Origin of the sequence: Maribacter sp. 4U21 (genome assembly GCF_002742365.1) — a bacterium.
Taxonomy (GTDB): Bacteria; Bacteroidota; Bacteroidia; order Flavobacteriales; family Flavobacteriaceae; genus Maribacter.
In genome coordinates, this window is record NZ_MDGN01000074.1 from 12925 (window position 1) to 38398 (window position 25474).

Here is a 25474-nt window from a genome sequence, read left to right on the forward strand (position 1 = left end):
CTTCAGAAATTCCTATCAAAAGTACAAACTTAGTCTAGATTTTCCTGTTTTTTTAGTACCAAGGCCGGAATAAGTGATACCAAGAAGCCAATTATTATCGTAAATATGAGGCCAAAAATAATCTGCATGGACGGCGTAGTAAACTTTTTTTGCATTTCAAGCTGCTGTTCAATTTGATCAGGTGTAAGGGAGGTGGTTTCCATTAATTGACCTTTTTGGTACTCCATCGCCTTGGTCATCATTTCCGGGTCAATTACGTTCGCCATAAGTTGATTGAATATAATACCGATGACACCGCCGACTAAACAAACGCCAACTCCAATTTTTAGCGCTTGTCCAAAGGACATAAATCCATTATTCGCTTTTTTAAATTGAATCATAGCAAATACGACTGCTGCTAACATCAAGGCAACACTAATGAGCATAATTGCTGCGCCACCCTGATAGTGCATATCTGCAGTGTAAAGCATAAATGCAAAAACGACATTAACTGCTCCCAGTATAAGTCCGTAATTAAGTGCGTATTTTCCTGTTTTAGGTTGATTTTCTTCCATAATTGTGTTTATTTAAGGTTGATTTATGTAGTTGGTATGTTTTTCTAATAAAATGTTACGATTAATGTACAAAATTATTTCATCTTTTTTGAATTAATAAATTGCCTATTTCTAGAAAATAACTAAATTTGCAGCTTTAAAGCCAGTGCCCGTCGGAATGGGTGCGTTAAAGTTTGAAACAATGCAAAAAGGAATACACCCAGAAAATTATAGATTAGTTGCCTTCAAGGACATGTCTAACGATGAAGTGTTTTTAACCAAATCCACTGCGGATACCAAGGAAACGGTAGAAGTGGATGGCGTAGAATACCCTTTGGTTAAATTGGAGATTTCTAGAACATCTCACCCGTTTTACACTGGTAAGGCTAAATTCTTGGATACGGCAGGACGTATTGATAAATTTAAGAACAAGTACAAGAAATTTGCTAAACCTGAAGCTGACAAGGCAAAAGAGGACGAGTAAAATTTTCTTACGGATAAATAAACGCCCTTGATTATATATCGAGGGCGTTTTTTGTTTTAGAACAACTAAGTTTCTTGCCCTTGGTCAAGAATTCTTTAAAGAAGCTTCAGAATAGTTAATTTTGCAAAAAAATATTTCATGAACTATATTCTTTTTGATGGCTCGGTAAGGAATAATCTATTGCCTTTCACTTTTACGAGACCAGTAGGGGAAATCAGGATAGGGATTATGACCATAAAAGAAAAATGGGAGGCTTATCTAAAAGCTGGTTTTTCATATGATACGGAGGACTATTTGCGCGTAAAATATCCTTTGATCTTAGAAAAGGATAACGTGTTTGTAAATGCGTCTTTTTTACCTAATGAGCAACTAGTTACTGCAGTTAAAGAAATCAAAGAGAATCAGGCGCTATTTTCTAATGAAGGGTTGGTAGCCTATCGTTCCAGTGCGGTATTACAAGAAGAAGCTATTGACGCTATGGATAAAGTTGTATTCGAGGCTGCTATTCTAAATATAGAGCACACTTGGGATATCTTTTCCAAAAATGGTGTGGCACTACAGGCAGATTTTGAGTTTCTGACCAAGGGTAGGTTATCTCAACCTATTTCAAGAACGAATAGTCTTATTCACCCAGAGCGTATTTTTTTAGAAGAAGGTGCAAAGGTGGAGTACAGTATTCTTAATGCCACCGATGGGCCCATTTACATAGGTAAAAACGCGGAAATTTGGGAAGGAAGTCTCGTCAGGGGAGGTTTGGCTTTATGTGCCAATGCTATCATTAAAATGGGTGGTAAACTTTATGGACCAACAACCATTGGGCCACATTCTAAAGTTTGTGGCGAGGTAAGCAATTCGGTCATTTTTGGTTACTCCAGTAAAGGTCACGAAGGATATCTGGGAAATGCGGTACTTGGGGAATGGTGTAATATTGGCGCGGATTCCAATAATTCCAACCTGAAGAATAATTATGCCAAAGTACGTTTGTGGAATTACGCTACGGAGAAATTTGAACAGACAGGCCTGCAATTTTGTGGCCTCATGATGGGCGACCATAGTAAGACGGCTATCAATACCATGTTGAATACGGGTACGGTAGTAGGGGTGAACGTTAACGTGTATACGCCAGGCTTTCCCAGGAATTTTATACCCAGTTTCAGTTGGGGAGGAGCCTCCGGCTTTTCTACCTATATGCCGAACAAAGCCTTTGAGGCGGCAAAGGTGATGATGGCAAGAAGGGGAGTAGCGTTTAATGAGATTCAAGCGGCTATATTAAATCATGTATTTGAAGAAACCAAGAAATGGCGTAAGTACTAGTTCTCTTTCAAATATGAGGTAAAAGACATGAGCAAGAAAGTAGCATTTTATACATTGGGCTGTAAGCTTAATTTTTCCGAAACTTCCACGATAGGAAGGAATTTGGTGAAAGATGGTTTTGAGCGTGTAGACTTTTCCGAGAGAGCGGACATGTATGTTATTAATACTTGCTCCGTAACCGATAATGCGGACAAAAAGTTTAAAACGATTGTAAAACAAGCGCAGAAGGGAAATCCGGAAGCCTTTATTGCTGCGGTAGGGTGTTACGCACAACTAAAACCCGAAGAGCTTGCTGCCGTAGATGGTGTTGACCTCGTATTGGGTGCGACGGAAAAATTTAAAATCGGGGATTACATTAATGACCTTTCTAAAAATGATTTTGGAGAAGTTCATTCTTGTGAGATAGCCGATGCCGATTTTTACGTAGGTAGTTATGCCATAGGAGACAGAACTAGGGCTTTTTTAAAGGTACAGGACGGATGCGATTATAAATGTACTTATTGCACCATACCCTTGGCAAGAGGCATCTCTAGAAGTGATGCTTTAGCGAATGTCCTACACAATGCTGCTGAGATAGCTAGTCAAGGAATTAAGGAAATTGTGCTGACCGGGGTAAACATTGGGGACTATGGTAAAGGCGAATTTGGAAACAAAAAACACGAGCATACTTTTTTAGACCTAGTTAAAGCTTTAGATCAAGTAAAAGGAATCAGCAGGCTTCGTATTTCTTCTATAGAACCGAACTTGCTTAAGAATGAAACCATCGACTTTGTGGCCAACAGCAAGACTTTTGTACCACATTTTCACATTCCATTGCAGAGTGGAAGCGATGCGCTTCTAAAACTGATGAAACGTAGGTATTTAACGACATTGTATACAGAACGCATCCAAAGAATAAAACAAGCAATGCCCCATTGCTGTATAGGTGTGGATGTAATCGTCGGGTTTCCCGGAGAAACAGAAGCACACTTTCTGGAAACCTACCACTTTTTGAACGCGTTAGACATTTCTTACCTACATGTTTTTACGTATTCCGAAAGAGACAATACGGAGGCCGCCACGATGGATGGGGTCGTTCCTAAAAACGTACGGAATAAAAGGAGTAAAATGTTAAGGGCTTTATCCGTTAAAAAACGAAGGGCTTTTTATGAAAGTCAAGTTGGTTCGGAATTAGAGGTTTTGTTTGAAGGTGAAAATAGGGGAGGCTATATCCAAGGATTCACAGAAAATTACGTCAAAGTAAAAACGCCTTGGAATCCGTCTCTTGTCAATACACTGCATAAGGTAAAGCTAAAAGAAATAACAGCGGACGGGTTAGTAGCTATTGAATTTTTAAATAGTGAAGTAATACTATAAAAAAAGCCTCTCGGATGAGAGGCTTTTTGTTAGATTCTAATGCCGACGGGCAACATTTCTTTGTACTGTCTGTTCTTCCTTAAGAACCCAGCAATAGAAGGGCTAGTAGGAACCACTCTTAAGTTTTTTTCCTGAATGTGATGAAGAACGGATTTGATGAAATTTTCTTTGAAACCTTCTTTGGTAATTCCCTCGGGAACTACGAGTTTGGTCAAAAACACTTTTCTTTCCTGAGAAGAATACTCAATTTTTGCGAGCTGACCTTCTACAGTGGTCTCGAATTGACGCAAGAAAGCATTGTCCTTAATAATAACATCGTTCATATAGTTTATTTTAGTGTTGGTATAAGACAAAAAAATTACGATGTTCTCCAATCGTAATTTTCCTTGTTATGATTAAATTAGATTTAAAATCCTATAAAAGGCCTTTAAACTATAGTTTTCAAAGTTAGTAAAAAAATACCTAAATTCCTAGTTTTTACGGTGTTCGCATATTATGGTCAATTCCAAAATACATATTTACCTTATGCCCGGGATGGCCGCCAGCGGTAAGATTTTTGAATATATTAGGTTGCCTGAGGACCAATTTGAGCTGCATATCCTAGAATGGACTATACCTCTTAAAGGGCAGTCTCTTTCACAGTATGCCCAAGAAATGTGCAAATTAGTACGACACCAACGTCCTGTTCTAATTGGGGTTTCCTTTGGAGGTTTACTGGTGCAGGAAATGGCCAAAATAATTTCCGTGTTAAAAGTAATTATCATTTCTAGCATTAAGCAAAAATCGGAATTACCTAAGCGAATGTTATTTGCACGCTATACAAGCGTACATAAACTACTGCCAACAGGATTGGTGAACAACGTTGAACTACTGGTCAAATACGCATTTGGCGAAACAGTTACGAAAAGATTGGAGCTATATGAAAAGTACCTGTCCGTGCGGGACAAATACTATATAGATTGGTGCATACATGAAATGGTAAATTGGCAGCAAACGGCTTATGACAAAAATCTTGTGCATATTCACGGCGATAAGGATACCGTCTTTCCTGTGAAGCATATCAAACAGTGCATAATCGTTAAAAACGGAACACACACCATGGTAATTCATAGGGCAAAATGGTTTAATGAGCACCTACCTACAATTATTTTGGAATAAGACTGTTCTATTGATACCTTTGAGTGTAATTAAAAGCAAGATAGATGAAGATTTTAAAGAATGTTTTAATGATTTTGGGAGTGGTCTTTGTTATGGGCACACTAATCTTTGCCGTAAAATCCAATACTGTTGGGAGTAAAGAAACCAAGAGTATTGTTAACGATAGTATAGAAAAAAATGTTGCTTCATCCTACCGGATTTCATCTATTGATATTCCAGAAGATTTAAACTTTGCCGGAGAAATAGTTCCGCAGGAAGACCCGGAAATAATGGAACGCGTGGATAGGGAGTTCTTGGTGAATACCTATTGGCAGTCCAACGCTTTGCTTTTAATGAAGCGGGCCCACAAATATTTTCCTGTTATAGAACCTATTTTGGCTAAAAACGGAATTCCTGATGACTTTAAATATTTAGCGGTTGCTGAAAGTGGTTTAACCAATGTGGTGTCCCATGCCGGTGCCACCGGTTTTTGGCAGATTATGAAGGAAACAGGTCGTGAGTATGGTCTGGAGGTCAATTCCAACGTAGATGAAAGGTACCACTTGGAAAAGTCTACAGAGGTCGCTTGTGAATACCTTAACAAATGGAAGAATAAATACGGGAGTTGGACGCTTACGGCAGCAGCCTATAATGCAGGACCGGGCGGAATCAATAAATACATGAGAATTCAGAAAGTTGATAATTACTATGATTTGCTGTTAGGACAGGAAACAGGTAGATACGTGTTTAGGATTATGGCAATAAAGGAGATACTTTCCAATCCGGAAAAATATGGCTTTCAAATAGAAAAGGAAGACATGTACAATGCCGTACCTACGTTCACGGTTGAAATCGATGAGCCCGTAGCAAGCTTTGCGGATTTTGCAAAGGAATACGAGATAACCTACAAGATTTTAAAAAGGCACAATCCTTGGTTGCGGGAGCCACACCTCAATAACAACTCTAGAAAGAAATACACCATCGAGATTCCGAACAAGGGATATTATATGGAGTCTAAGTAGTAGTTCGTTTACCGAGATTATTCAATTTTTCCTTTTGCTCAAGGATATAGCGTAAGAATTCCTGAGAGCATTTTTGCTTCTAAAGGTAAAGCAACAGCGTGCCATTTTGATTAGTATAGATTTCCGAAATAGGAAACCCGCCTTGTTGTCAACAAGAAAGCAACCACAGCTAAGGAAAAATAGTATTTTACCAACCGCCAACTGCCTACTCACAACCGCCTACTGCAACTATATCTTCTTCATTTGCTGCTGCATCATTCTAATCTGCTCGGTCAGCATATTGTTTTTATCCAATTTCTTTGCTTCGTTGAGTAACATGGCAGCCTCTCTTTTACGTCTTTTTTGCATAGCTATACCCGCCAAACTTAATTTTGCCATCGCTACATCATAGTCCATCGTAAGACCAAGTTTCAAGGCTTTTTTAAAGTACTTTTCCGCTTGGGTTAGATTGGTCTGTGAAAAGATAATACCATGCAGATAATTGTAGTAACCCTGTTGTTTCGTGGTAAGCGCTCCTTCTGGGTTCTTAATTTTATTCAGCCAATTTTGGGTACCCGTCAAGTCTTGCTTCCGCATTCTTAGAAAGGCCAAAAGTATAATCTCGTTTCTGAAATAGAGGAATACAAAGATGAGTGATAACAAAATTAGGAATATTCCATTTCCTATATAACCTTCAATCATTTGATAAACGGCAAAGGCAATGATTAATCCTGCTATTACAAGTTTTATATTTTTGTTGAACATGATGCTGTTTTTGTTACGTCCTTTAAATTAATTCGGAATTGAAAATGACGTATAATTTGTGTACTTTGGTTACTTTAAATCGGTTCGGGCAAAATTAGGGAAAAGCTTGGTTTTGAAGTGTAAAGAATTAATAAAAAATTTTTTTCATAACGACTTGTCAAAGAAAAAACTCTTTGTATATTTGCGCGCAGTTTTGCAGATGATTCTGTGAAGTATCAACAACGAAAAGGTTTAAAAAATGCCCGGACAAAAAAGAACATATCAGCCATCAAAGAGAAAGAGAAAGAATAAACACGGTTTTCGTGAGCGTATGGCTTCCGTAAATGGTAGAAAAGTTCTTGCTAGGAGAAGAGCAAAAGGAAGAAAGAAGTTAACCGTATCTTCTGAAACAAGACACAAGAAATAAATGATTTCAATTTTTTAAAATATTGAAGGTGTTACTTTTTTAAAAGTAGCACCTTTTTTTTGTCCAATAACTACACACTATATCATAACATGCCGAAAAGAAAAGATTTAAACTCGATTTTAATTATTGGTTCAGGACCCATAATCATTGGTCAGGCTTGCGAATTTGATTACGCCGGATCACAATCCCTGCGTTCCTTGAAGGAAGACGGAATTGAAACTATTTTAATAAATAGCAATCCTGCTACAATTATGACGGACCCTTCTATGGCCGATCATATTTATTTAAAACCATTGACTACTAAATCGATTATAGAAATCTTAAAAGAGCATCCACAAATCGATGCCGTTTTGCCTACCATGGGTGGCCAGACAGCGTTGAATTTGTGTATAGAAGCCGATAAAAAGGGAATCTGGGAGGATTTTGATGTACAAATGATAGGTGTGGATATTGATGCCATTAATATAACCGAAGACAGGGAGCAGTTCCGCGAACTAATGCTGAAAATTGGTGTGGGTATGGCACCGCAGGCAACAGCGACCTCGTTCTTAAAAGGAAAGGAAATTGCTCAGGAATTTGGTTTTCCTTTAGTGATTAGAGCATCCTATACCCTTGGTGGTGCGGGTGCTTCAATTGTTCATAAGCCCGAGGATTTTGATGCGCTGTTGAGTCATGGTCTGGAGATTTCCCCGATACATGAGGTTATGATAGATAAGGCCCTAATGGGTTGGAAAGAGTACGAATTAGAATTACTAAGGGATAAAAATGACAATGTAGTCATCATCTGTGCTATTGAGAATATGGACCCAATGGGAATCCATACGGGGGATTCCATTACGGTGGCACCCGCAATGACACTTTCGGATAAGACCTATCAAAAAATGCGTGATATGGCCATTCATATGATGCGTAGCATTGGTGATTTTGAAGGTGGTTGTAACGTTCAGTTTGCGGTGAGCCCCGATGAAAATGAAGATATCATAGCTATTGAGATAAATCCTAGAGTATCGAGATCATCGGCCTTGGCGTCCAAAGCAACGGGTTATCCTATCGCCAAGGTGGCCACCAAGCTAGCTATAGGTTATTCGTTGGATGAGTTGGAAAATCAGATTACAAAATCTACTTCGGCCCTCTTTGAACCTACCTTGGATTATGTCATTGTAAAGATACCCCGTTGGAACTTTGATAAGTTTGAAGGGTCTGACCGTACCTTGGGACTACAGATGAAAGCCGTGGGAGAAGTAATGGGCATAGGCAGGTCTTTCCAAGAAGCACTGCACAAAGCTACACAGTCTTTAGAAATCAAGAGAAACGGATTGGGAGCTGATGGAAAAGGGTATAAAGATTACGACCAAATTATAAGCAAGCTAACCATACCTAGTTGGGACAGGGTTTTTGTGATTTATGATGCCATTCAAATGGGAATCCCGTTGAGTAGAATTTATGAAATCACAAAAATTGATATGTGGTTCTTGAAGCAGTATGAAGAACTGTTCCAATTGGAGAAAGAGATTTCTAAATTCACGATAGCCACCTTGACCAAAGACCTCTTATTAGAGGCCAAGCAAAAAGGCTTTGCGGATAGGCAAATAGCGCATATGCTAGACTGCTATGAGAGTGAAGTCTACAACAAACGAACAGAATTAAACATTAATAGGGTTTATAAACTGGTGGATACCTGTGCGGCAGAGTTTAAAGCAATGACCCCTTATTACTATTCTACTTTTGAAGAAGAAATAGAAACACCGGACGGTACCAGATATGTTGAGAACGATAGTATCGTTACCGATAAGAAGAAAATAGTTGTACTAGGTTCTGGCCCAAACAGGATAGGGCAGGGTATTGAGTTTGATTACTGTTGTGTGCACGGTGTATTGGCCGCGGCGGAATGCGGTTATGAAACCATAATGATTAACTGTAATCCAGAAACGGTTTCCACAGATTTTGATACGGCGGATAAATTGTATTTTGAGCCGGTTTTCTGGGAACATATTTACGATATCATCCGTCATGAGAAACCTGAAGGAGTAATCGTTCAATTGGGTGGACAGACCGCTCTAAAGCTTGCCGAAAAACTATCCAAATACGGAATTAAGATTATTGGCACCAGCTTTGAGTCGCTCGATTTAGCTGAGGATAGAGGAAGTTTCTCCACCTTGTTAAAGGAGAATAATATTCCTTTTCCAGAATTTGGTGTGGCAGAAACCGCGGATGAGGCCCTACAGCTCGCCGATAAGCTCAACTTTCCCTTATTGGTAAGACCTTCGTACGTATTGGGAGGTCAAGGAATGAAAATTGTAATCAATAAGGAAGAGTTGGAAGAACACGTGGTGGATTTATTGCGTAAGATTCCAAATAACAAACTACTATTGGATCATTATCTAGATGGCGCCATCGAAGCAGAAGCAGATGCTATTTGTGACGGCAAGGATGTTTACATCATTGGTATCATGGAGCATATTGAGCCTTGCGGTATTCATTCCGGAGATTCCAACGCTACCTTACCACCATTTAACTTAGGGGAGTTTGTGATGCAGCAGATTAAGGATCATACTAGAAAAATTGCCTTGGCTCTTAATACGGTAGGTTTGATAAATATTCAATTTGCGATTAAGGATGACATGGTCTATATCATTGAGGCCAATCCTCGTGCATCAAGAACGGTTCCGTTTATTGCAAAGGCATATAAGGAACCCTATGTAAACTATGCCACTAAAGTGATGTTAGGAGAGAAAAAAATCAAGGATTTTGATTTTAATCCGCAATTAGAGGGTTATGCCATTAAACAACCGGTTTTCTCTTTCAACAAATTTCCTAACGTAAATAAGAATTTAGGTCCGGAAATGAAGAGTACAGGAGAAAGTATTCTTTTCATTGACAGTTTAAAGGATGATGAATTCTATAACCTTTACGCGAGAAGAAAAATGTATTTGAGTAAGTAACATTTAATTTAAGTAAATATAAATCCCCGATAGATTGCCGATAGCGGCTACTGTCGGGGATTCACTATTTTTACTTGTTGTATAACGTTATCATATATTGGATTTTCAAATAAACATATTTAACCTGCTTATTCTGGCCTCCGTATTTATAGGTCTTACCTTTAGTCTCTTGCTAATATTTTCTAAGCGCATAAACCAAAGAGCTAATCGGTTTTTAGGCTTCGCTTCATTAGTTATAGTTTCATGGAATATTTGGGTATTAAGCCATGATTTGGATTTTTTTAGATACGCACCTAAATTCTATTTGATTCCTTTGAATTTTTCACTGGCCCTGGGTCCGTTGTTTTATTTTTATACTAAAAATATCACCGACGTTAATTTCGCGTTTACCCGCAAAAATTGGCTTCATTTTATTCCTGTTCTATTAGAGTTGGTAGTTCATATGATGGTTTCCTCTGAGGCTATAGCAAAAAACATCTTGGCAACCTCCACCAACACTTTCTTTACATTTGTACCTATAGTTCAATTACTTGCTATTTGTTCTGTTGTCACCTACAGTATTCTGGCTTTAAAAGAAATCAAAAAGTACCATACTTGGTTACAGAATAACTATAGTAATGATTCTGAATATAGTTTAAGCTGGTTGTATAGACTGTTGTTCATTTTCACCTTATTATGGTTACTTTGGATTCCTTATACGCTGGTAGATTTTCTTCTGTTCAATTTTACCCTAGATATTCCAGATTATTATCCAATTTATATTCTAATGTCCGTCATTACTATATGGATAAGTGTAGAGGCTTATTTAAAACCTGAAGTAATTTTGTTGGAACAAAAATCGCAACCAAAAATAACGAAGGTAGCGCCAACCGAGGATATTGTGAATAAGGCTAATTGGCTTATTGCCCAAATGGAGCTAAATCTATATTACTTGAATCCGGAGCTAACCTTAACTTCTTTGGCAGATAGTTTGGGAATACATCCAAATAAGCTATCTAAAATTATTAATGAAGGCACTGGAAAAAGCTTTTCTGATTTTGTAAACGATTATCGCATCAATGCAGTGATTAAGCGCCTTGGGAATCCTGAATATAATCATATTACCCTCTTGGGAATTTCCTTCGAATGCGGTTTCAACTCAAAAACCACATTTAATAGGGTTTTCAAAGAAGCAAAAGGCGTAACCCCGTTTGAGTATAAAAAATCACTTCTAAGATAGCTTTATCACTCTAAAACTAGTGCCAGATTATAGTTTGGCACGTTTGACTTGGCTTATATTTCTAAGTTTGACGCACCAGTCATCAATCAAAAACAAAAACATGTCAAACATCATCAAACTTTTAATTTCATCAATAATTGTTTCCTTCTGTTCTTGTCAAAATAAGGCAAAACTATCCGCTAAGCAGTCTGATGAAGTTGCTACAATCCATTTCTCTACCCAATCCTTTCTGGACACAACAGCGGAGAACTTAGAATATACTTCAGAACTGGATATGCCAGATAATCAAAACTTGAGTATTAGTTTTGAACTTTCGGCACCGCTCTTAAAAAGTCTACAAAAACTAGAACCGACTTGGTCTCAAGAGCAACTTTTGCAAAGCGGTAATTTTCAGTTTGTAATCTATGTGGACGATGAATTGGCCTACACGCAAAATTTACAGTCAGGGGCAGGAACAGTGTTGTCTAAAACGAAGCAACTGGAGCATCGTATACCTCTGATGCACCCTGAAAGAATAGATTTCTGGGGTTGGTATTTATGGCTTCGGTTTATGAAAATGTCAGGTGGCGAGGATTTATTATCAGAAGGTGAGCACCGTTTAAAAATTGAAGTCAGGCCCTATGTACAATCATCGGAATTAAAAATCGGTTCATTACTGGCTCAAGGAGAACTAAAAGTCCATGTTCATGAAATTCCAGTAGATGAGAATTTGGTTGCCATTCAACCTATTGAAGCAAACAGCGGTTGGCCATTGTCTAGGAGTAATTTCGATAGCAAGAAGATTGAAGATTTAAATAAAAAAATTGCTCAGAACAAATTTGAAGCAATAACTAGTTTGGTAGCCATTAAAGATGGGAAGTTGTTATTGGAAGAATACTTCAATGGTGCTGAAAGGGATACGCTACATAATACTCGCTCGGTAGGTAAATCGTTTGCATCAGCAATTATGGGAATAGCCATAGAAGAAGGTTATATAAAAGATGAGCAGATGAAACTTGGAGAATTTTATAACCTAAAGGACTATAAAAACTATAGTAAAGCAAAAGAGAACGTCACCTTAAAATCACTTTTGACCATGAGTTCGGGTTTTACAGGGGACGATGACGATTATGATTCTCCAGGGAATGAGGAAAACATGTATCCTACAGAAGATTGGGTGAAATTCGCCCTGAACCTTCCTATGGACCATAAAAAGGAAATAGGGAAAGACTATGATTATTTTACCGCAGGAGTTGTTGTTTTAGGAGACATAATTCATAAATCCGTTCCAAAAGGATTGGTCTCTTATAGTGATAAGAAACTCTTTGCCCCTTTGGGAATTGAAAATTATAGATGGCAGTATACGCCTACGAAAGTTGGAAACACAGCAGGAGGCTTGCAGCTACGCTCTTTGGATTATGCCAAATTTGGACAATTGTACAAGAATAAGGGCCTATGGAATTCCGAACAACTACTTCCCGAGCTATGGGTTGAGAAAAGCCTTTCAAAACAAGTGAAACAACCCTATGACGAATCTAGTTTTTACGGTTATTTATTCTGGAATAGGGTTTATACTGTAAACAATAAAGACTACGAAGTTGCTTTCTGTACGGGCTACGGCGGCAATAAAATATTTATTTTCAAAGATATACCGTTTGTAATCGTAATTACTGCACAAGCTTTTGGCATACCTTATGCACATGCTCAGGTAGATACAATGCTCGTCAACTACATTTTACCGGCGCTCTTGCAAACGGAATGATTCTTTTAATTCCTAACTAATACATACCCTCTTTTTGTTTTAGTATAGTTTTTGCCATTCCATCGGTAATACCGTTTCCCGTTCACTTTAATAAGGGTATAATTTACAGGTCTTTTTTGGACGGTAACCACGCGTGTAGGCGCTGTAGTTCTAATTCTTGTGGCACACGAGCTAAGACCACACATTGACATAACGATTAGTAAAATAAGGGACTTTTTCATAATCTTAGATTTTATATTTTCAATAGGACTACGAAAATTGGTAAAGGTTTAAGATAGGGGTTAATTGAACCAGACGGCATATTTTTTGCGTCGTAGTTCCAAGGCTAAGGTTTCTTCCATTTTTAAGGCCGCTGCCCTATTGGATAATGGAGCTATGTGGTTGTATAAACTACCACGAAGGTATAGTCCATATTTTTGAACGATATTGGCGGATAATTTATGTCCTTTTGAGTTTCTATAACCTGTTTTATGTTGCTCAAAACGTTCCTTGGGACTTTTACTGGTCATACCGACATATAAACATTCCAGTACGCCATTAAATTGCGGATTGGCTTCTCTGAACTTTCTATTTTCGGTAAAAACCTTTTTAGAGAGTTCTATAACATATATGTAGTACTGTATTTTTGGCAACGATCAGTGGGCTTTGAATTTTCCAAAATGCCATAAGATACCGCTAGGGTCGTGGAGAAAGAACTCGCTTCCCCAATCGTTATGAACAATTTTCGATAAGCGAACCTTATCGTATTTTTCCGTTAGATTTAGGCTTTTGATGTGCGTTAAGGTGCTTGTTAAATCAGTAACCTCAAAGAAAACCATGGAATTATCTACCCAATCCTTTACATAAGCGTCTTGTAAGTAGAACCCGAAATCCCCACTAAAGAAATAGGACATGTTTTCAGAGGTTACGATTTCCTGAAACCCTAAATCGTTATAGAAATTTCTGGAAATAGTATAATCCTTAGCGCCAATAAAAGTTCTAATGGATTTTCCGGAAAGTTTCATTTTGATTTTTTTACTCATTCAAAGCCTCATTAATGTTACAAGGTGAAAATTTCAACTTTATACTTTCCAACTGATAACCTTTTGTGAAAAATAGTAATACGCTCAACTAAATGACATATTCTTCTAATCCTCCCATTCTGTATGAAAAACACCTTCTTTGTCCAAACGCTCATAGGTATGCGAGCCAAAATAATCGCGTTGTGCTTGTATAAGGTTCAACGGTAGTCTGGAAGACGTATAGGCATCAAAATACGTAAGTGAATTGGAAAGTCCCGGTAAGGGTATTCCGTTCGTTGCGCCATAAGCGACCAGTTCCCGAGCCGCGTCAACGGTACCTTGAACCTTCTTAACAAAGGTAGGGGAAAGCAACAGGTTAGGTAATTTGGCATCTGCTTTAAATGCTTCGGTGATATCTGCTAAAAGTCCGGCACGGATAATACAACCTGCCCGCCATATTTTGGCAATTACCGCAATATCCAGTTCGTACCCGTATTCTTTGGAAGCATCTGCAAGTTGGTGAAGGCCTTGCGCATAAGTAATTATAAAAGAAAAGTAAAGTGCCTCTTCACTTAATTTCTCCAGTTTGGCTTTATCCATATGCGCCACTTTGGGGCAGTCATACAACGCATCCGCTTTAATGCGTTCATCCTTAAGAGCGGAAATTTCACGCATGCTTACCGCCACATCTATAGAGGGTACGGGGATACCTAAATCCATCGCGTTTTGGCTGGTCCACTTTCCAGTTCCCTTTTGCTTCGCCTTATCCAGTATTTTATCAACGAGTCGTCCATCGCCCAAATCATCTTCCTGTTCAAATATTTCAGAGGTTATTTCTACCAGAAAAGACTGTAGGCGGCCTTCGTTCCATTTGGCATAGGTAGCGTGCAATTCATCATTGGAAAAGTCACCTCCTTTTTTGAGTACATCATAAATTTCCGAGGTCAGCTGCATTAATCCGTATTCAATACCATTATGCACCATCTTCACGTAGTTTCCCGCAGATTTTGGCCCTAGATAGGCCACACAAGGCTCATCTTTGTACTTGGCGGATACGGCCTCAAAAATAGGTTTTACATGCTGATAAGCTTCTTTATTGCCCCCGGGCATGATGCTAGGTCCTTTTCTGGCCCCTTTTGCACCACCGGACACGCCAGCCCCAAAAAAGTTAATTCCTTTTTGGGATAAATACGCTTCGCGTCTGTCCGTATCGGTAAAGAAAGAATTGCCACCGTCTATAATAATATCGCCTTCCTCCAAATCTGGAAGCAGGTTTTCTATAACAATATCCACCACCTTCCCAGCAGGGACTAGAAGCATAATTTTACGGGGTTTGGACAGTGCATTGATGAAAACCTTGGCATCGGTCGTGGCGTCCACTTTAGTTTTGTCTCCTCCTTCTTCAATAAGCGCACTTACTTTTTCCGTATCCAAATCATTACCAAAGGCGGTAAAACCGTTATCTGCAACGTTGAGGATAAAGTTTCTGCCCATTACACCCAATCCTACCAATCCAAAATCATATTTCTGCTCCATATTTTACTACTTGTTTAAAATAAAATTCTATTCAATCAAAAATAAACGAAAATATCTTTACAAGGGATTATCTTACCATAAACTCGTTGCTATTGCCTTTTCTTTTCGATACTTTTATACACGATTAAGATGTTCCTTTATGAAAAAAAATCAAAACCAAATGTTGGTTATTTTTGGCGCTTCGGGCGATTTAACGGCCAGAAAATTAGTACCTGCGCTTTTTAACCTTTTCAAGGCCGACCAACTACCAAAAAATTTTGTGGTTCTAGGAGCGAGCCGTAGTAATATGAGCGATGAAGCGTTTCGAGATAAGGTAGTCCTAGAAAGTGAATACCTCAAAGAAAAGAGTAAGGATGTTTCTGAAAAGAAGATGAAGACTTTTGCTTCTAAATTCTTTTATGAGGATTTGGGTGACACTTATGACGGAGATTATTCAGGTCTGAAAAAGCGTATTCATGAGCTGAACGATAATAAAAAGACGGAAGGCAACATTATGTATTACCTGTCCACACCTCCAACCTTGTACGAATCCATTGCCAAGAGTCTCTCCGATGCCGGTTTAAGTACTCAAAACAACGGTTGGAAACGACTAATCGTTGAAAAACCTTTTGGCTATAGCCTAGAGACGGCCCAACAACTGAACAATGGTCTGCAGCAGTATTTTAACGAAAATCAGATTTACAGGATTGATCATTATTTGGGCAAGGAGACCGTTCAAAACCTGTTAGTTACACGTTTTGCGAATAGTATTTTTGAGCCCTTGTGGAACAGGAACTATATACACCATGTGGAGATAACCAATGCGGAAAGTGTGGGTGTTGAGAAAAGAGGTGGTTACTATGACAAGTCCGGTGCATTACGGGATATGTTTCAAAACCACCTGTTACAAATAGTATCGTTGGTGGTCATGGAACCACCGATAGGCGATCAGCCAGAGGAAATACGCAATGAGAAAGTAAAGGCATTAAAGTCCTTACGAAAAATGAAGGATGCTAAAACCCTGCACGACCATACCATTAGAGCCCAATATATGGCATCGAACATAGATGGTAAGGCGGTCAAGGGATATCGGGAAGAAGAAGGTGTAGCGGAAGATTCCTTAACGGAGACCTATGCGGCCATTAAATTTTATGTGGATAATTGGCGTTGGAAAGATGTTCCGTTCTATGTACGTACCGCCAAAAGAATGCCCACTAAAGCCACAGAGGTGGTCATCCATTTTAAGACGCCGCATCATCAAATTTTTCAGGATACCGGTATGCACAACAAGGATAATAAACTAATCATACGCATACAGCCAGATGAAGGTATTTTGGTAAAGTTCGGGGTGAAAGTTCCGGGACAAGGTTTCAAGGTGGAGCGCGCCAATCTTGATTTTTATTATGATAGCCTGGCAGAAACAAAAGTTATGGAGGCCTATGAACGCTTGCTTTTGGATGCCATGCAAGGAGATGCGACCTTGTATGCCAGAGCAGATGAAGTAGAGGCGGCTTGGGAATTCGTAGACCCTATTCTGGACTACTGGAAAACCGGAAAGGACGTACGTATGTACGGTTATGCTGCCGGTGTTTGGGGACCTGAAAATGCGGATGAACTCATTGACGGAATAGGTTCATGGAGAAATCCAGGCCCTAATTTAACGGATGACCCTGGTTTCTGCGTGCTTTGCTAATTTAAGGAGTAAAGAGATAGGAGTCTCCACAGATTAGTTAAGTTGAATTGCTGGTTTGGCGGAGTCGAAACCTGATTTTTAAAAAGTTTGAAATGGAATTAAAGATTTACAAGGATAAAAACGAAGTCGCGAAAGAATTTTCCAGCTACTTAGCGGATTTTGTGGCTACGAAAGAAACGGTGCATATTGCATTATCAGGAGGAAGTACACCAAAGATTGTCTTTCATAGGTTAGCTTCCGATTATGCAGCTAAGATTGATTGGAGTAAAATCCATTTTTATTGGGGTGATGAGCGTTGTGTACCACCCACGGATGAACAGAGCAATTATAAAATGACGGTAGACCATCTTTTTTCTAAGATTACTATGCCAGAAGAAAATATTCATCGTGTTTTGGGAGAGAATAATCCAACGGGAGAGGCGATGCGCTATGCAAATCTTTTGGAGATTAACTTGGATAGGGTAGATGGGATACCTCAGTTTGACCTGGTGATTTTGGGCATGGGTGATGACGGACATACAGCTTCTATCTTTCCGCATGAAATAGCGTTATGGCATGCTGAGGATCATTGTGTTGTGGCTATGCATCCAGATTCTGGTCAAGAGCGTGTTTCCATTAATGGGAAAGTGATCAATAAATCCAAGGAAGTCGCTTTTTTGGTCACAGGCGAAAGTAAAGCCGATAAAGTAACCGAAATCATAAACAAAACTGGGGACCATAAGAGTTATCCGGCAAGTCTCGTAAACCCTGAGTCGGGAAATTTGGTATGGTTTTTAGACCATAGTGCAGCTTCAGGAGTTAGGGGAGATTAAGTTTGCAATTTTCAGAAGCTAACACGGCAAGAAATTCATCAACTTTAAAATTGTTTTCATCAAACTTGGTATCTCTTTTAAAGGCAGATTCTTTTCGGAATTTACTTCTAGCAAAACGTCGTACACCTTGCGCGTCGGTTACCAATAGTCCAGGAATGGCTACACTATTGCCTTCTTCATCTTTGGCTACCATAGTGAAGTAAGAGGAATTGCAGTGTTTCTTTTTGCCCGTAGTAATGTTTTCCGATTCTACACGTACACCTACGACCATAGAGGTCTTTCCGGTATAATTAATAGATGCCCTGAGGGTGACCAGCTCTCCAACTTCGATAGGGTTAAGGAAATCTACGCGATTTACGGAAGCCGTTACGCAATAACGCCTAGAATGCTTGGAGGCACAGGCAAAGGCAATTTGGTCCATAAGATTCAGAATATGTCCGCCGTGTACTTTCCCGCCAAAGTTGGAATGGGAGGGTAGCATTAATTCGGTAATTGAAACCCTAGATGCCTTTGCGCTTTTAAATTGTTCCATTAGTTATTAAAATGAGGTGAATTTTCGGGTACCACGTCGGTAATAAAATATTTGGTATCTCCTAACCACATAAAAGTAGCAAAGCGTTCTGTATAGTTTACTTTAACGTATTGTCCTTGATACTTCTTTAGCTTTTCAATAACTTTTTTATCCTTATCCAAGACGGAGAACGCAAAAATCTGGGCTCCAGAGATACCCTGACTAATTTCTCCCTCCCAGGTCTTAACAAGAACGCCTTTATGACTTATTTTAATCAATTCTCCAGAACGTACCCCTTCGCTATAGGGCACAAAATAAATAAATGCGTAGTATGCGGCTAGCAGCACAAAGAGTCCGCCTATAAATAGGAATAGTATTTTTTTCATATTATAATTTTAGTTTCGGCTCTTCTTCCCCAAAATCATCTTCTTGGGCACGTTTCAAAATAGGGTCTGGAATGGATTTTTTTGCCTTGGCGCCCATTTTTTTAAGTTTTTCAATACTCGTAACGATGTTTCCACGACCTTCGACCAGTTTGTTCATGGCACCTTTATATTCCGCTTTGGCATCGTCCATTTTTTTACCAACTTTGGTTAGGTCCCCTACAAAGCCTTCAAACTTATCATAGAGGGCTCCGGCCTGTCTTGCAATTTCAATAGCGTTACGTTGCTGTTTTTCATTGTTCCACATGCTATCTATGGTACGCAAGGTAGCGAGTAGGGTAGATGGAGTAACGATGACAATGTTTTGTTCAAAAGCCTTGTTATACAGGCTATTATCATTGTTAATCGCAATAGCGAATGCAGGCTCTATAGGAACGAACATTAACACAAAATCCGGACTCTCCATTTCATACAAATCCTCATACTTTTTGGCGGACAATTGGTCCACATGTCTTCGTAATGAATTGATGTGGTCTTTTAGATATTTCTCCTGTAAATCGTCCTCCGCATTAATGTATCGCTCATAGTCCGTTAGGGAAACCTTGGAATCCACAATCATTTTCTTACCATCTGGCAGGTTAATGATAACGTCTGGAAGTACGCGGGAGCCGTCTTCTCTGGTAAAACTTTGCTGCACGGTGTATTCCCTGTCTTTCTCCAAACCGGATTTTTCTAACACCCGTTCCAACACCAGTTCGCCCCAATTTCCTTGCATTTTACTATCGCCTTTGAGGGCTTTGGTCAAGTTTTCCGCCTCTTGGGTAATTTTCAGGTTTTGGGTCTGAAGGTTCAAGAGTTGCTCTTTGAGCGCGGAGTGAATGCTGATGTTCTCTTTTTGACTTTCCTCTACCTTTTTTTCAAAGAGTTGAATCTTCTCATTAAGAGGGGTTAAGATGTCTTTTATATTTTTTTCGTTTCGCGCTGTAAATTTTAAACTTTTCTCTTCCAATATTTTATTGGCTAGATTCTCAAATTCCTTGGTAAACTTTTCCTGCAGTTTTTCTACCTCTTCTTTTTGCTCTCTGTTCTTGAGCTGAAGGTTTTCCATATCGGCCTGATACCGCACTAATTGATTGCCGAGCTGTTCTTTCTCGTTCTGTAAATGTATTTTATGTTCTTCCGTATCTCGTAAACGCTGCTCTAAGACGGTAAGATTATTATGCATTTGCTGCTCCCGTTCCTCTAGGGCACTCTGGCTAGATTTAGTCTTTAAATTTTGGATGTAATTTCCAAGAAAATAACCTATTCCGAGGAAAACAAGGGCAATTAGTATATAAAGCAATGTCTCGTTCATGGTGTGTTCTAAAAACCGTAGTAAAGATACAGGTTACTTCTGAATACGAAAAGCTCCCATAGCGGAATCAAAAGTTACGGTATCTGAAGGAAAAAGACGCTCAAAAGCCTTGTTTTTGATAAGTGTACAAGGTTGTTCAAAAGGGTTTTTAGCACCATCCAGAATTACCATTTTATCACAGAGCTGTATGGCCATTTCTATTTCATGGCTTGTGAACAGGATAGTTTTTTGAGTGTGATGCGCAATGGATTGTAACAATTTCAAGATTTGAACTTTGTGGTACAAGTCTAAATGGGAGGTGGGCTCGTCCAGCAGTATCATATCCGTATCTTGGGCAAAAGCTCTGGCAATGAGCACGCGTTGCAATTGTCCATCGCTTAGCTCATGGCACTTTTGGTGTTTCAAATTTGTAAGCTCCAACATCTCAATAGCCGCTGTAATTTTCAGAAGATCGTTGGAGGATAGCTTGCCCAGCCAATTGGTATAGGGATGTCTCCCTAACGCTATGATTTCCTGTACCGTAAGATTCTTTGAGGCAATCGGTTCTGTCAGGACCACACTGATTTTAGAGGCCAAAGTTAACGGGTCGTAATCTTCTAAATCCTTGCTATTTATTTTGATGCTTCCTGAAATTTTAGGTTGAAAATTGCCAAGGGTCCGCAACAAGGTAGATTTACCAATACCGTTAATCCCAACGATTGCGGTAAGCTCTCCTTTTTGAAGTTGAAAGTTAATATTATCGCAAATGGATATGGATTTATATCCAATGGACAAATCGCTAACATCTAAGGCGCTATGTTTCACTTTTGTTTTAATGAATTATATTTTCAGCAACTAACAACTATTTAAAATACCATTTTTCGACTACGCAATAATAACCAGATAACCACTGGCGCACCGATGATACTGGTTATAGCGTTTATAGGTAGTACATTTACCGAACCGGGAATTTGTGCAACCAAATCACAAATTAATAAAATGATTCCTCCATAAACGAGCACGGCGGGCACCAATATTCTATGGTCGGTTGTATCAAAAATTTGTCGTGTTAAATGAGGTACAGCTAAACCTATAAAGGCTATGGGACCCGCAAAGGCCGTTATACTTCCTGCTAACAATCCTGTAGCGATGATGATGATATAACGTGACTTTTTAAGGTTAATACCTAGACTTTGTGCATAATGCTCTCCCAGCAAATATCCGTTTAAGGATTTAATAGACAGTACACTTAACAGTACGCCCAAACAAACAAAGCCCAGCAACAGCGCCAATTGCGACCAGGTCAGGTTGCCGACACTACCATAGGACCAATAGATAAACTGTTGTAATTTTTCCGCATTGCTAAAATAGGAAAGTACACTCACGATAGCCGCAGTGATACTTCCGAACATAAGACCGATAATGAGTAATGCCATGGTATCCTTTATTTTCAAGGCTACGACCAACACGGCCAACAGCACTAAGAAACTACCCACACTAGAGGCGATTGCCAACGCAACATCGTTGGCAAGGCCAAGTGTCGCCAATCCGGAAAAAAAGGAGGCACCCATAATGAGAAGGGCCGCCCCTAAACTGGCTCCTGAACTAATTCCTAGAACAAAAGGTCCGGCCAATGGATTTCTGAAAAGTGTTTGCATCAAAAGCCCGCTTAGTGCCAAGCCCCCACCAACTAAAATGGCAGTACAGGCTTTGGGAATACGATAATTCCAAATGATGTATGCGGAGGAAGCGTCCTCTAATTCCCCTCCAAAAATCGCATTTACTGTATCCGATAAAGAAATAGAAACAGAGCCCAAGCTAAGATTTAGTATAAAACAAAGCCCTAATAACAGGATTAAAAAGAGGAATGAAAAACGATATGTTCTTTGATACTCCAATTATTCAAGCGGTTTAAAAAAGAAGGGTTGATGTTCCGGTAACAATTCTGGATGAAAAATATGTATCAAATCTTTTAGAACCAAATCCGGTCTTTGAGGAGCCAATTCATAATACAGCAAACCTCCGGTTGCTCCAAGCGTGTTTGCAAAAGTATAAATATGTCTTTCTTTAAAAGGTTTAAACTGGGGGTAGTGTAGGCTAGCATCCTTCATGTCCTTATATGCTGTAAATTGAGCAGGTGCCACCCAAAAATCGGCCAACTCCGCTTGCTGGAGTACGCTTTCCCAACTTAGGGAATGGCTGCCCGTCTCAGGTGTTCCTTGCCAAAGATAGTTGGCATTCGCATCTTTTATAAACTGTGCGGCCCAGCTATTGCCACCAGGAAGGTACCAAACGTCTTTATACATGGCTCCGCTCATCACCGTTGGCACGCTGGTAGCCTTTTTAGCTATTTGTTTTGCTGTCGAATACGCTGTCTCAATTTCTTTGAAAATACCTTCTGCCTCTTTTTCTTTTTGAAAGAAAGGGGCAAAGAACTTTATCCATTCCGCTTTGCCCAAGGGAGTATTTTCTGTCCAGTCTCCGTTGTAAACGACTGGAATGTTAGAACGCGAAATTGTTTCATAAGCCATGTTCTGGGCATTTATTCCAAAACCGACAACAAGTTCCGGATTCAGGGCAATGACCATTTCGGTATTTAGGGATTCGTTGTTGCCTAATTCCTTAATAGCTCCATTATCAATTCGTTTACGAGCTTCCTCAGAGGAAATGTACTGTGTGTCTGGAAACCCTAATAACTTATTCAATACTCCCAAAGCCTCTAGTGCGGGTATATGCGTAGTGGACGTGACAACTATATTGTCTATAGGAACGGCAACAATTGCGTCGTAGGCTTCTTTGTTTAAGGTCATTGCGGCCAATTTGTCCTTTGGAATCAACGCATACGTAAATACCGATTCCGCATCTGGCCACGGGGATGTTATTTTAATGAGTGTTAGGTCTCCTGATTTTTCAATGTTAAAACCGTTAGCATGGGTTACGGAAACTTCCTCTACCGTAGTTTGTGTGGGGAATTGGCCCTTTTGAACATCCTTACAACCAAAATGTAAGAGAAGAAGGAGCAAAAATAGGTTTTGTTTCAAAGAATAAATTTTAATTGATTTTTCAAAAGTAGTATTATTTCATCGTTGCTTAGAAAGATTAAACAAAATGTTTACTTTCACTCTGAATTTTGGTGTTCGTTATTTTTTAATGATGGACTTAAAAGGGAATCCGGTGCAATTCCGGAGCTGTTCCCGCAACTGTAAGTATATGCCAAATCCGTTTTGGCACCTCCTTTAAAGAGGGAGTTATTTACTTCTAAAGCCACTGCCGATAAAGGTGGGAAGGCAAAATAACTTTAGACAAGTCAGGAGACCTGCCAGAAATAAGTCTGCCGATGGCAGCGAAAAACTATTGTTAAACTTTCGGGATAAAGGTTTACGTATGGGTACAGACATACTATTCGCTCGAACAAGAGATTAAAAATGAATAAAAGATTATTAGGCTTTGGCGCTCTGGCTTTGCTATGCGCTAGCATGTTCTCACAAGAACAAAGACAAGAGAAACATCAAGACTCCATGAAACTTCAAGAGTTGGATGAAGTTGTGGTAAGTGATTCCCGTTTTGCATTAAAACGTGAGAACTCCGGTAAAACCGTCGTAAGAATATCGGCCGAGGAACTGGAACGAAATCAGGGTAGAACCCTTGCAGAAATCATCAACACTAGAAGTGGTATTGAAGTAAACGGTAGTAGAAGCTTTGCAGGCCAAAATATCTCCGTTTTTGCCCGTGGAGGAAATAATAGACAGGTATTGGTCGTAATTGACGGTATCCAGGTCTCTGACCCATCTAATGTAAATGGCGAGTATGACTTGCGATTGCTCAATCCTTCACAAATAGAACGTATTGAAATATTAAAGGGAGCTGCCAGTACTTTATACGGAAACTCGGCCGCTACCGCCGTCATCAACATTACCACTAAAAAAGTAGTGAACGAGGGTGTCGCTCTAGAGGTGTTGTCAAATTTTGGTACAAATCAATCTTCCAGCGAACAGAATACTAATATTTCTGATTTTTCGAATACGGTAAACTTAAGGGCAAAGCATGATAAACTATCTGTCCTTGCGTCTGGAGGGCATCAATTTACGGACGGACTTTCCGCTGCCATAGGAGAGGAGCCCGATGATTTTTCTAGAATAGACGGTAACTTTTTCGTAGGCTATCAATTCTCGGAAAAATTCGATATCACCGCATCGGCCTTTTACAATAAACTAAATTCAGACTTTGATAATGGTTTTCCTGTAGAAGATGCGGATTTTAGTTTTAGAAGTGAGCAATCTCGTTTTGGCCTTGCATCAAAGTATAAATATAACAACGGAAGCATTCAAGTAAATGGTGCTTTTAACCAGATAACAAGGAGTTTCAAGTCCAGCTTTCCGTCGGCTTTTGATTCAGAGTCGTTTGTTCTGGATATATTCAATAAATATACTTTTAGCGATAGATTTTATACCATTGTAGGCCTTAATATCATTGAAAATACTACGGTCTTTACAGAAGAAGAAAATACCACCAGCACAGATCCTTACGCCAATGCCGTTTTTGTCAGTGACTTTGGATTGAACCTGAATGTTGGAGCGCGTTTAAACAATCATAGCGATTACGGGAGTAACTTTATTTATAATTTTAATCCGTCCTATACTATCAAAACCACAGATGGATACATCAAATTCCTAGGTTCCTATGCTACCTCGTTTATTGCACCCAACCTATCGCAATTGTACGGACCTTTTGGGGCTAATCCTGAGTTGGGGCCAGAGGAGAATATAACTTTGGAAGGTGGTATAGAGTATAGACCTTCTGATAATTTTAGGATTAGTGCGCTCTATTTTGATAGACAAGAAGACGGAAGAATTCAGTTTGTTACCATTGACCCAACTACTTTTGAAAGTCAGTACAGGAATGCAGCGGAGACTGCAAATTTTAATGGTCTGGAAGTGGAGTTGCAGGTGCAACCTTTAGAGAAGTTGAATATAAGCGCAAATTACACCTATACGGACGCCGATAACGGTTTAGCTTTGCGAAATCCTAAAACCAAAATTAACGCCAATGTGGGATATGATTTCAGCGAGCGTACTTTCTTCTCACTAGCGTACCAATATGTTTCTGAGCGTTCCGATACCGATTTTGCCACCTTTACCACGGTGGATTTAGAATCTTTTGGTCTTTTGGATTTCAATATGAAACATGATTTGAACAGTAAGATAAGCTTCTTTTTCTCTATCAGTAATCTTCTCAATGAAGAATATGTTGAGGTCATAGATTTTACCACCAAAGGACGAAATCTGCGGTTGGGAATGCGCTTAAGATTATAATTTCAAAACTTTTTTA

The 25474-nt window shown here is 39.3% G+C and carries 24 protein-coding genes and 1 riboswitch; of the genes, 12 read left to right on the forward strand and 12 right to left on the reverse strand.

The window, feature by feature from the left end:
* Window positions 1–29 precede the first annotated feature (29 nt).
* Window positions 30–554 (reverse strand): DUF4199 domain-containing protein, encoded by a 525-nt coding sequence (locus BFP77_RS15035; RefSeq protein WP_099574871.1) that lies wholly within the window; start codon window positions 552–554, stop codon window positions 30–32.
* A gap of 181 nt (window positions 555–735) precedes the next feature.
* Here BFP77_RS15035 and BFP77_RS15040 point away from each other — a divergent pair, with 181 nt between their 5' ends.
* From BFP77_RS15040 to mtaB, 3 genes are all read left to right on the forward strand, one after another.
* On the forward strand, window positions 736–1017 hold the full coding sequence (locus BFP77_RS15040; RefSeq protein WP_099575127.1) for a type B 50S ribosomal protein L31: 282 nt from the start codon (window positions 736–738) through the stop codon (window positions 1015–1017).
* A 138-nt stretch (window positions 1018–1155) separates the two neighbouring features.
* Entirely contained in the window at window positions 1156–2331 is a 1176-nt protein-coding gene (locus tag BFP77_RS15045; protein WP_099574872.1) for a GlmU family protein, read from the forward strand.
* 27 nt (window positions 2332–2358) lie between these two features.
* A complete protein-coding gene (mtaB, locus tag BFP77_RS15050; RefSeq protein WP_099574873.1) occupies window positions 2359–3687 on the forward strand; it encodes a tRNA (N(6)-L-threonylcarbamoyladenosine(37)-C(2))-methylthiotransferase MtaB in 1329 nt (442 codons plus the stop codon).
* Window positions 3688–3716: 29 nt separating this feature from the next.
* Here mtaB and BFP77_RS15055 read toward each other — a convergent pair whose 3' ends face one another.
* Window positions 3717–4010, reverse strand: coding sequence for a GNAT family N-acetyltransferase (locus BFP77_RS15055; protein ID WP_099574874.1), 294 nt, complete (start codon window positions 4008–4010; stop codon window positions 3717–3719).
* Between the two features lie 172 nt (window positions 4011–4182).
* Between BFP77_RS15055 and BFP77_RS15060 the strand changes: the two genes are divergently transcribed.
* Window positions 4183–4845, forward strand: a complete 663-nt coding sequence (locus tag BFP77_RS15060) for an alpha/beta fold hydrolase (RefSeq protein WP_099574875.1) — start codon at window positions 4183–4185, stop codon at window positions 4843–4845.
* 44 nt (window positions 4846–4889) lie between these two features.
* A complete protein-coding gene (locus BFP77_RS15065; RefSeq protein WP_099574876.1) occupies window positions 4890–5846 on the forward strand; it encodes a lytic transglycosylase domain-containing protein in 957 nt (318 codons plus the stop codon).
* A 228-nt stretch (window positions 5847–6074) separates the two neighbouring features.
* Here the strand turns inward: BFP77_RS15065 and BFP77_RS15070 are convergent, their stop codons facing one another.
* Window positions 6075–6590: a hypothetical protein gene (locus BFP77_RS15070; RefSeq protein ID WP_099574877.1), complete on the reverse strand. Its 516-nt coding sequence runs from the start codon at window positions 6588–6590 to the stop codon at window positions 6075–6077.
* 238 nt (window positions 6591–6828) lie between these two features.
* On the opposite strand from BFP77_RS15070, the gene rpmH reads away from it, so the two are divergent.
* The 4 genes from rpmH (at window position 6829) to BFP77_RS15090 (ending at window position 12898) form a co-directional block, all read left to right on the forward strand.
* Complete coding sequence (gene rpmH / locus BFP77_RS15075) at window positions 6829–6996, forward strand: 50S ribosomal protein L34 (RefSeq protein ID WP_027067351.1); 168 nt, start codon at window positions 6829–6831, stop codon at window positions 6994–6996.
* Between the two features lie 89 nt (window positions 6997–7085).
* Entirely contained in the window at window positions 7086–9938 is a 2853-nt protein-coding gene (gene carB, locus BFP77_RS15080; protein WP_099574878.1) for a carbamoyl-phosphate synthase large subunit, read from the forward strand.
* A 442-nt stretch (window positions 9939–10380) separates the two neighbouring features.
* Window positions 10381–11157 (forward strand): helix-turn-helix domain-containing protein, encoded by a 777-nt coding sequence (locus tag BFP77_RS15085; protein ID WP_257212992.1) that lies wholly within the window; start codon window positions 10381–10383, stop codon window positions 11155–11157.
* A gap of 100 nt (window positions 11158–11257) precedes the next feature.
* Entirely contained in the window at window positions 11258–12898 is a 1641-nt protein-coding gene (locus BFP77_RS15090) for a serine hydrolase domain-containing protein (RefSeq protein ID WP_099574880.1), read from the forward strand.
* Between the two features lie 281 nt (window positions 12899–13179).
* Here BFP77_RS15090 and BFP77_RS15095 read toward each other — a convergent pair whose 3' ends face one another.
* The 3 genes from BFP77_RS15095 to gndA form a co-directional block, all read right to left on the reverse strand.
* On the reverse strand, window positions 13180–13530 hold the full coding sequence (locus BFP77_RS15095) for a ribose-5-phosphate isomerase (protein WP_099574881.1): 351 nt from the start codon (window positions 13528–13530) through the stop codon (window positions 13180–13182).
* 3 nt (window positions 13531–13533) lie between these two features.
* A complete protein-coding gene (locus BFP77_RS15100) occupies window positions 13534–13920 on the reverse strand; it encodes a glyoxalase (RefSeq protein ID WP_257212993.1) in 387 nt (128 codons plus the stop codon).
* Between the two features lie 105 nt (window positions 13921–14025).
* Window positions 14026–15435, reverse strand: coding sequence for an NADP-dependent phosphogluconate dehydrogenase (gene gndA / locus BFP77_RS15105; protein WP_099574882.1), 1410 nt, complete (start codon window positions 15433–15435; stop codon window positions 14026–14028).
* Between the two features lie 139 nt (window positions 15436–15574).
* On the opposite strand from gndA, the gene zwf reads away from it, so the two are divergent.
* Together zwf and pgl are read left to right on the forward strand one after the other, a co-directional pair.
* Window positions 15575–17107: a glucose-6-phosphate dehydrogenase gene (zwf, locus tag BFP77_RS15110; RefSeq protein WP_099574883.1), complete on the forward strand. Its 1533-nt coding sequence runs from the start codon at window positions 15575–15577 to the stop codon at window positions 17105–17107.
* Between the two features lie 92 nt (window positions 17108–17199).
* On the forward strand, window positions 17200–17919 hold the full coding sequence (pgl, locus tag BFP77_RS15115) for a 6-phosphogluconolactonase (RefSeq protein WP_099574884.1): 720 nt from the start codon (window positions 17200–17202) through the stop codon (window positions 17917–17919).
* Here the strand turns inward: pgl and BFP77_RS15120 are convergent.
* From BFP77_RS15120 to BFP77_RS15145, 6 genes are read right to left on the reverse strand one after another with little or no spacing between them, the layout of a single operon-like run.
* Entirely contained in the window at window positions 17906–18451 is a 546-nt protein-coding gene (locus tag BFP77_RS15120; protein ID WP_099574885.1) for an acyl-CoA thioesterase, read from the reverse strand. The two genes, pgl and BFP77_RS15120, sit on opposite strands and share 14 nt — an antisense overlap.
* Window positions 18451–18816: a 6-phosphogluconate dehydrogenase gene (locus BFP77_RS15125; RefSeq protein WP_099574886.1), complete on the reverse strand. Its 366-nt coding sequence runs from the start codon at window positions 18814–18816 to the stop codon at window positions 18451–18453. The genes BFP77_RS15120 and BFP77_RS15125 overlap by 1 nt, the downstream gene beginning before the upstream one ends.
* A gap of 1 nt (window position 18817) precedes the next feature.
* On the reverse strand, window positions 18818–20167 hold the full coding sequence (gene rmuC, locus BFP77_RS15130; protein ID WP_099574887.1) for a DNA recombination protein RmuC: 1350 nt from the start codon (window positions 20165–20167) through the stop codon (window positions 18818–18820).
* Between the two features lie 33 nt (window positions 20168–20200).
* Window positions 20201–20971: an ABC transporter ATP-binding protein gene (locus tag BFP77_RS15135; RefSeq protein ID WP_257212994.1), complete on the reverse strand. Its 771-nt coding sequence runs from the start codon at window positions 20969–20971 to the stop codon at window positions 20201–20203.
* A 41-nt stretch (window positions 20972–21012) separates the two neighbouring features.
* Entirely contained in the window at window positions 21013–22044 is a 1032-nt protein-coding gene (locus BFP77_RS15140; RefSeq protein ID WP_099574889.1) for a FecCD family ABC transporter permease, read from the reverse strand.
* Window positions 22045–23187, reverse strand: coding sequence for an ABC transporter substrate-binding protein (locus BFP77_RS15145; protein ID WP_099574890.1), 1143 nt, complete (start codon window positions 23185–23187; stop codon window positions 22045–22047).
* 73 nt (window positions 23188–23260) lie between these two features.
* Window positions 23261–23484, forward strand: a riboswitch (cobalamin riboswitch).
* A gap of 87 nt (window positions 23485–23571) precedes the next feature.
* On the opposite strand from BFP77_RS15145, the gene BFP77_RS15150 reads away from it, so the two are divergent.
* Window positions 23572–25458 (forward strand): TonB-dependent receptor plug domain-containing protein, encoded by a 1887-nt coding sequence (locus BFP77_RS15150; protein ID WP_099574891.1) that lies wholly within the window; start codon window positions 23572–23574, stop codon window positions 25456–25458.
* Window positions 25459–25474 lie beyond the last annotated feature (16 nt).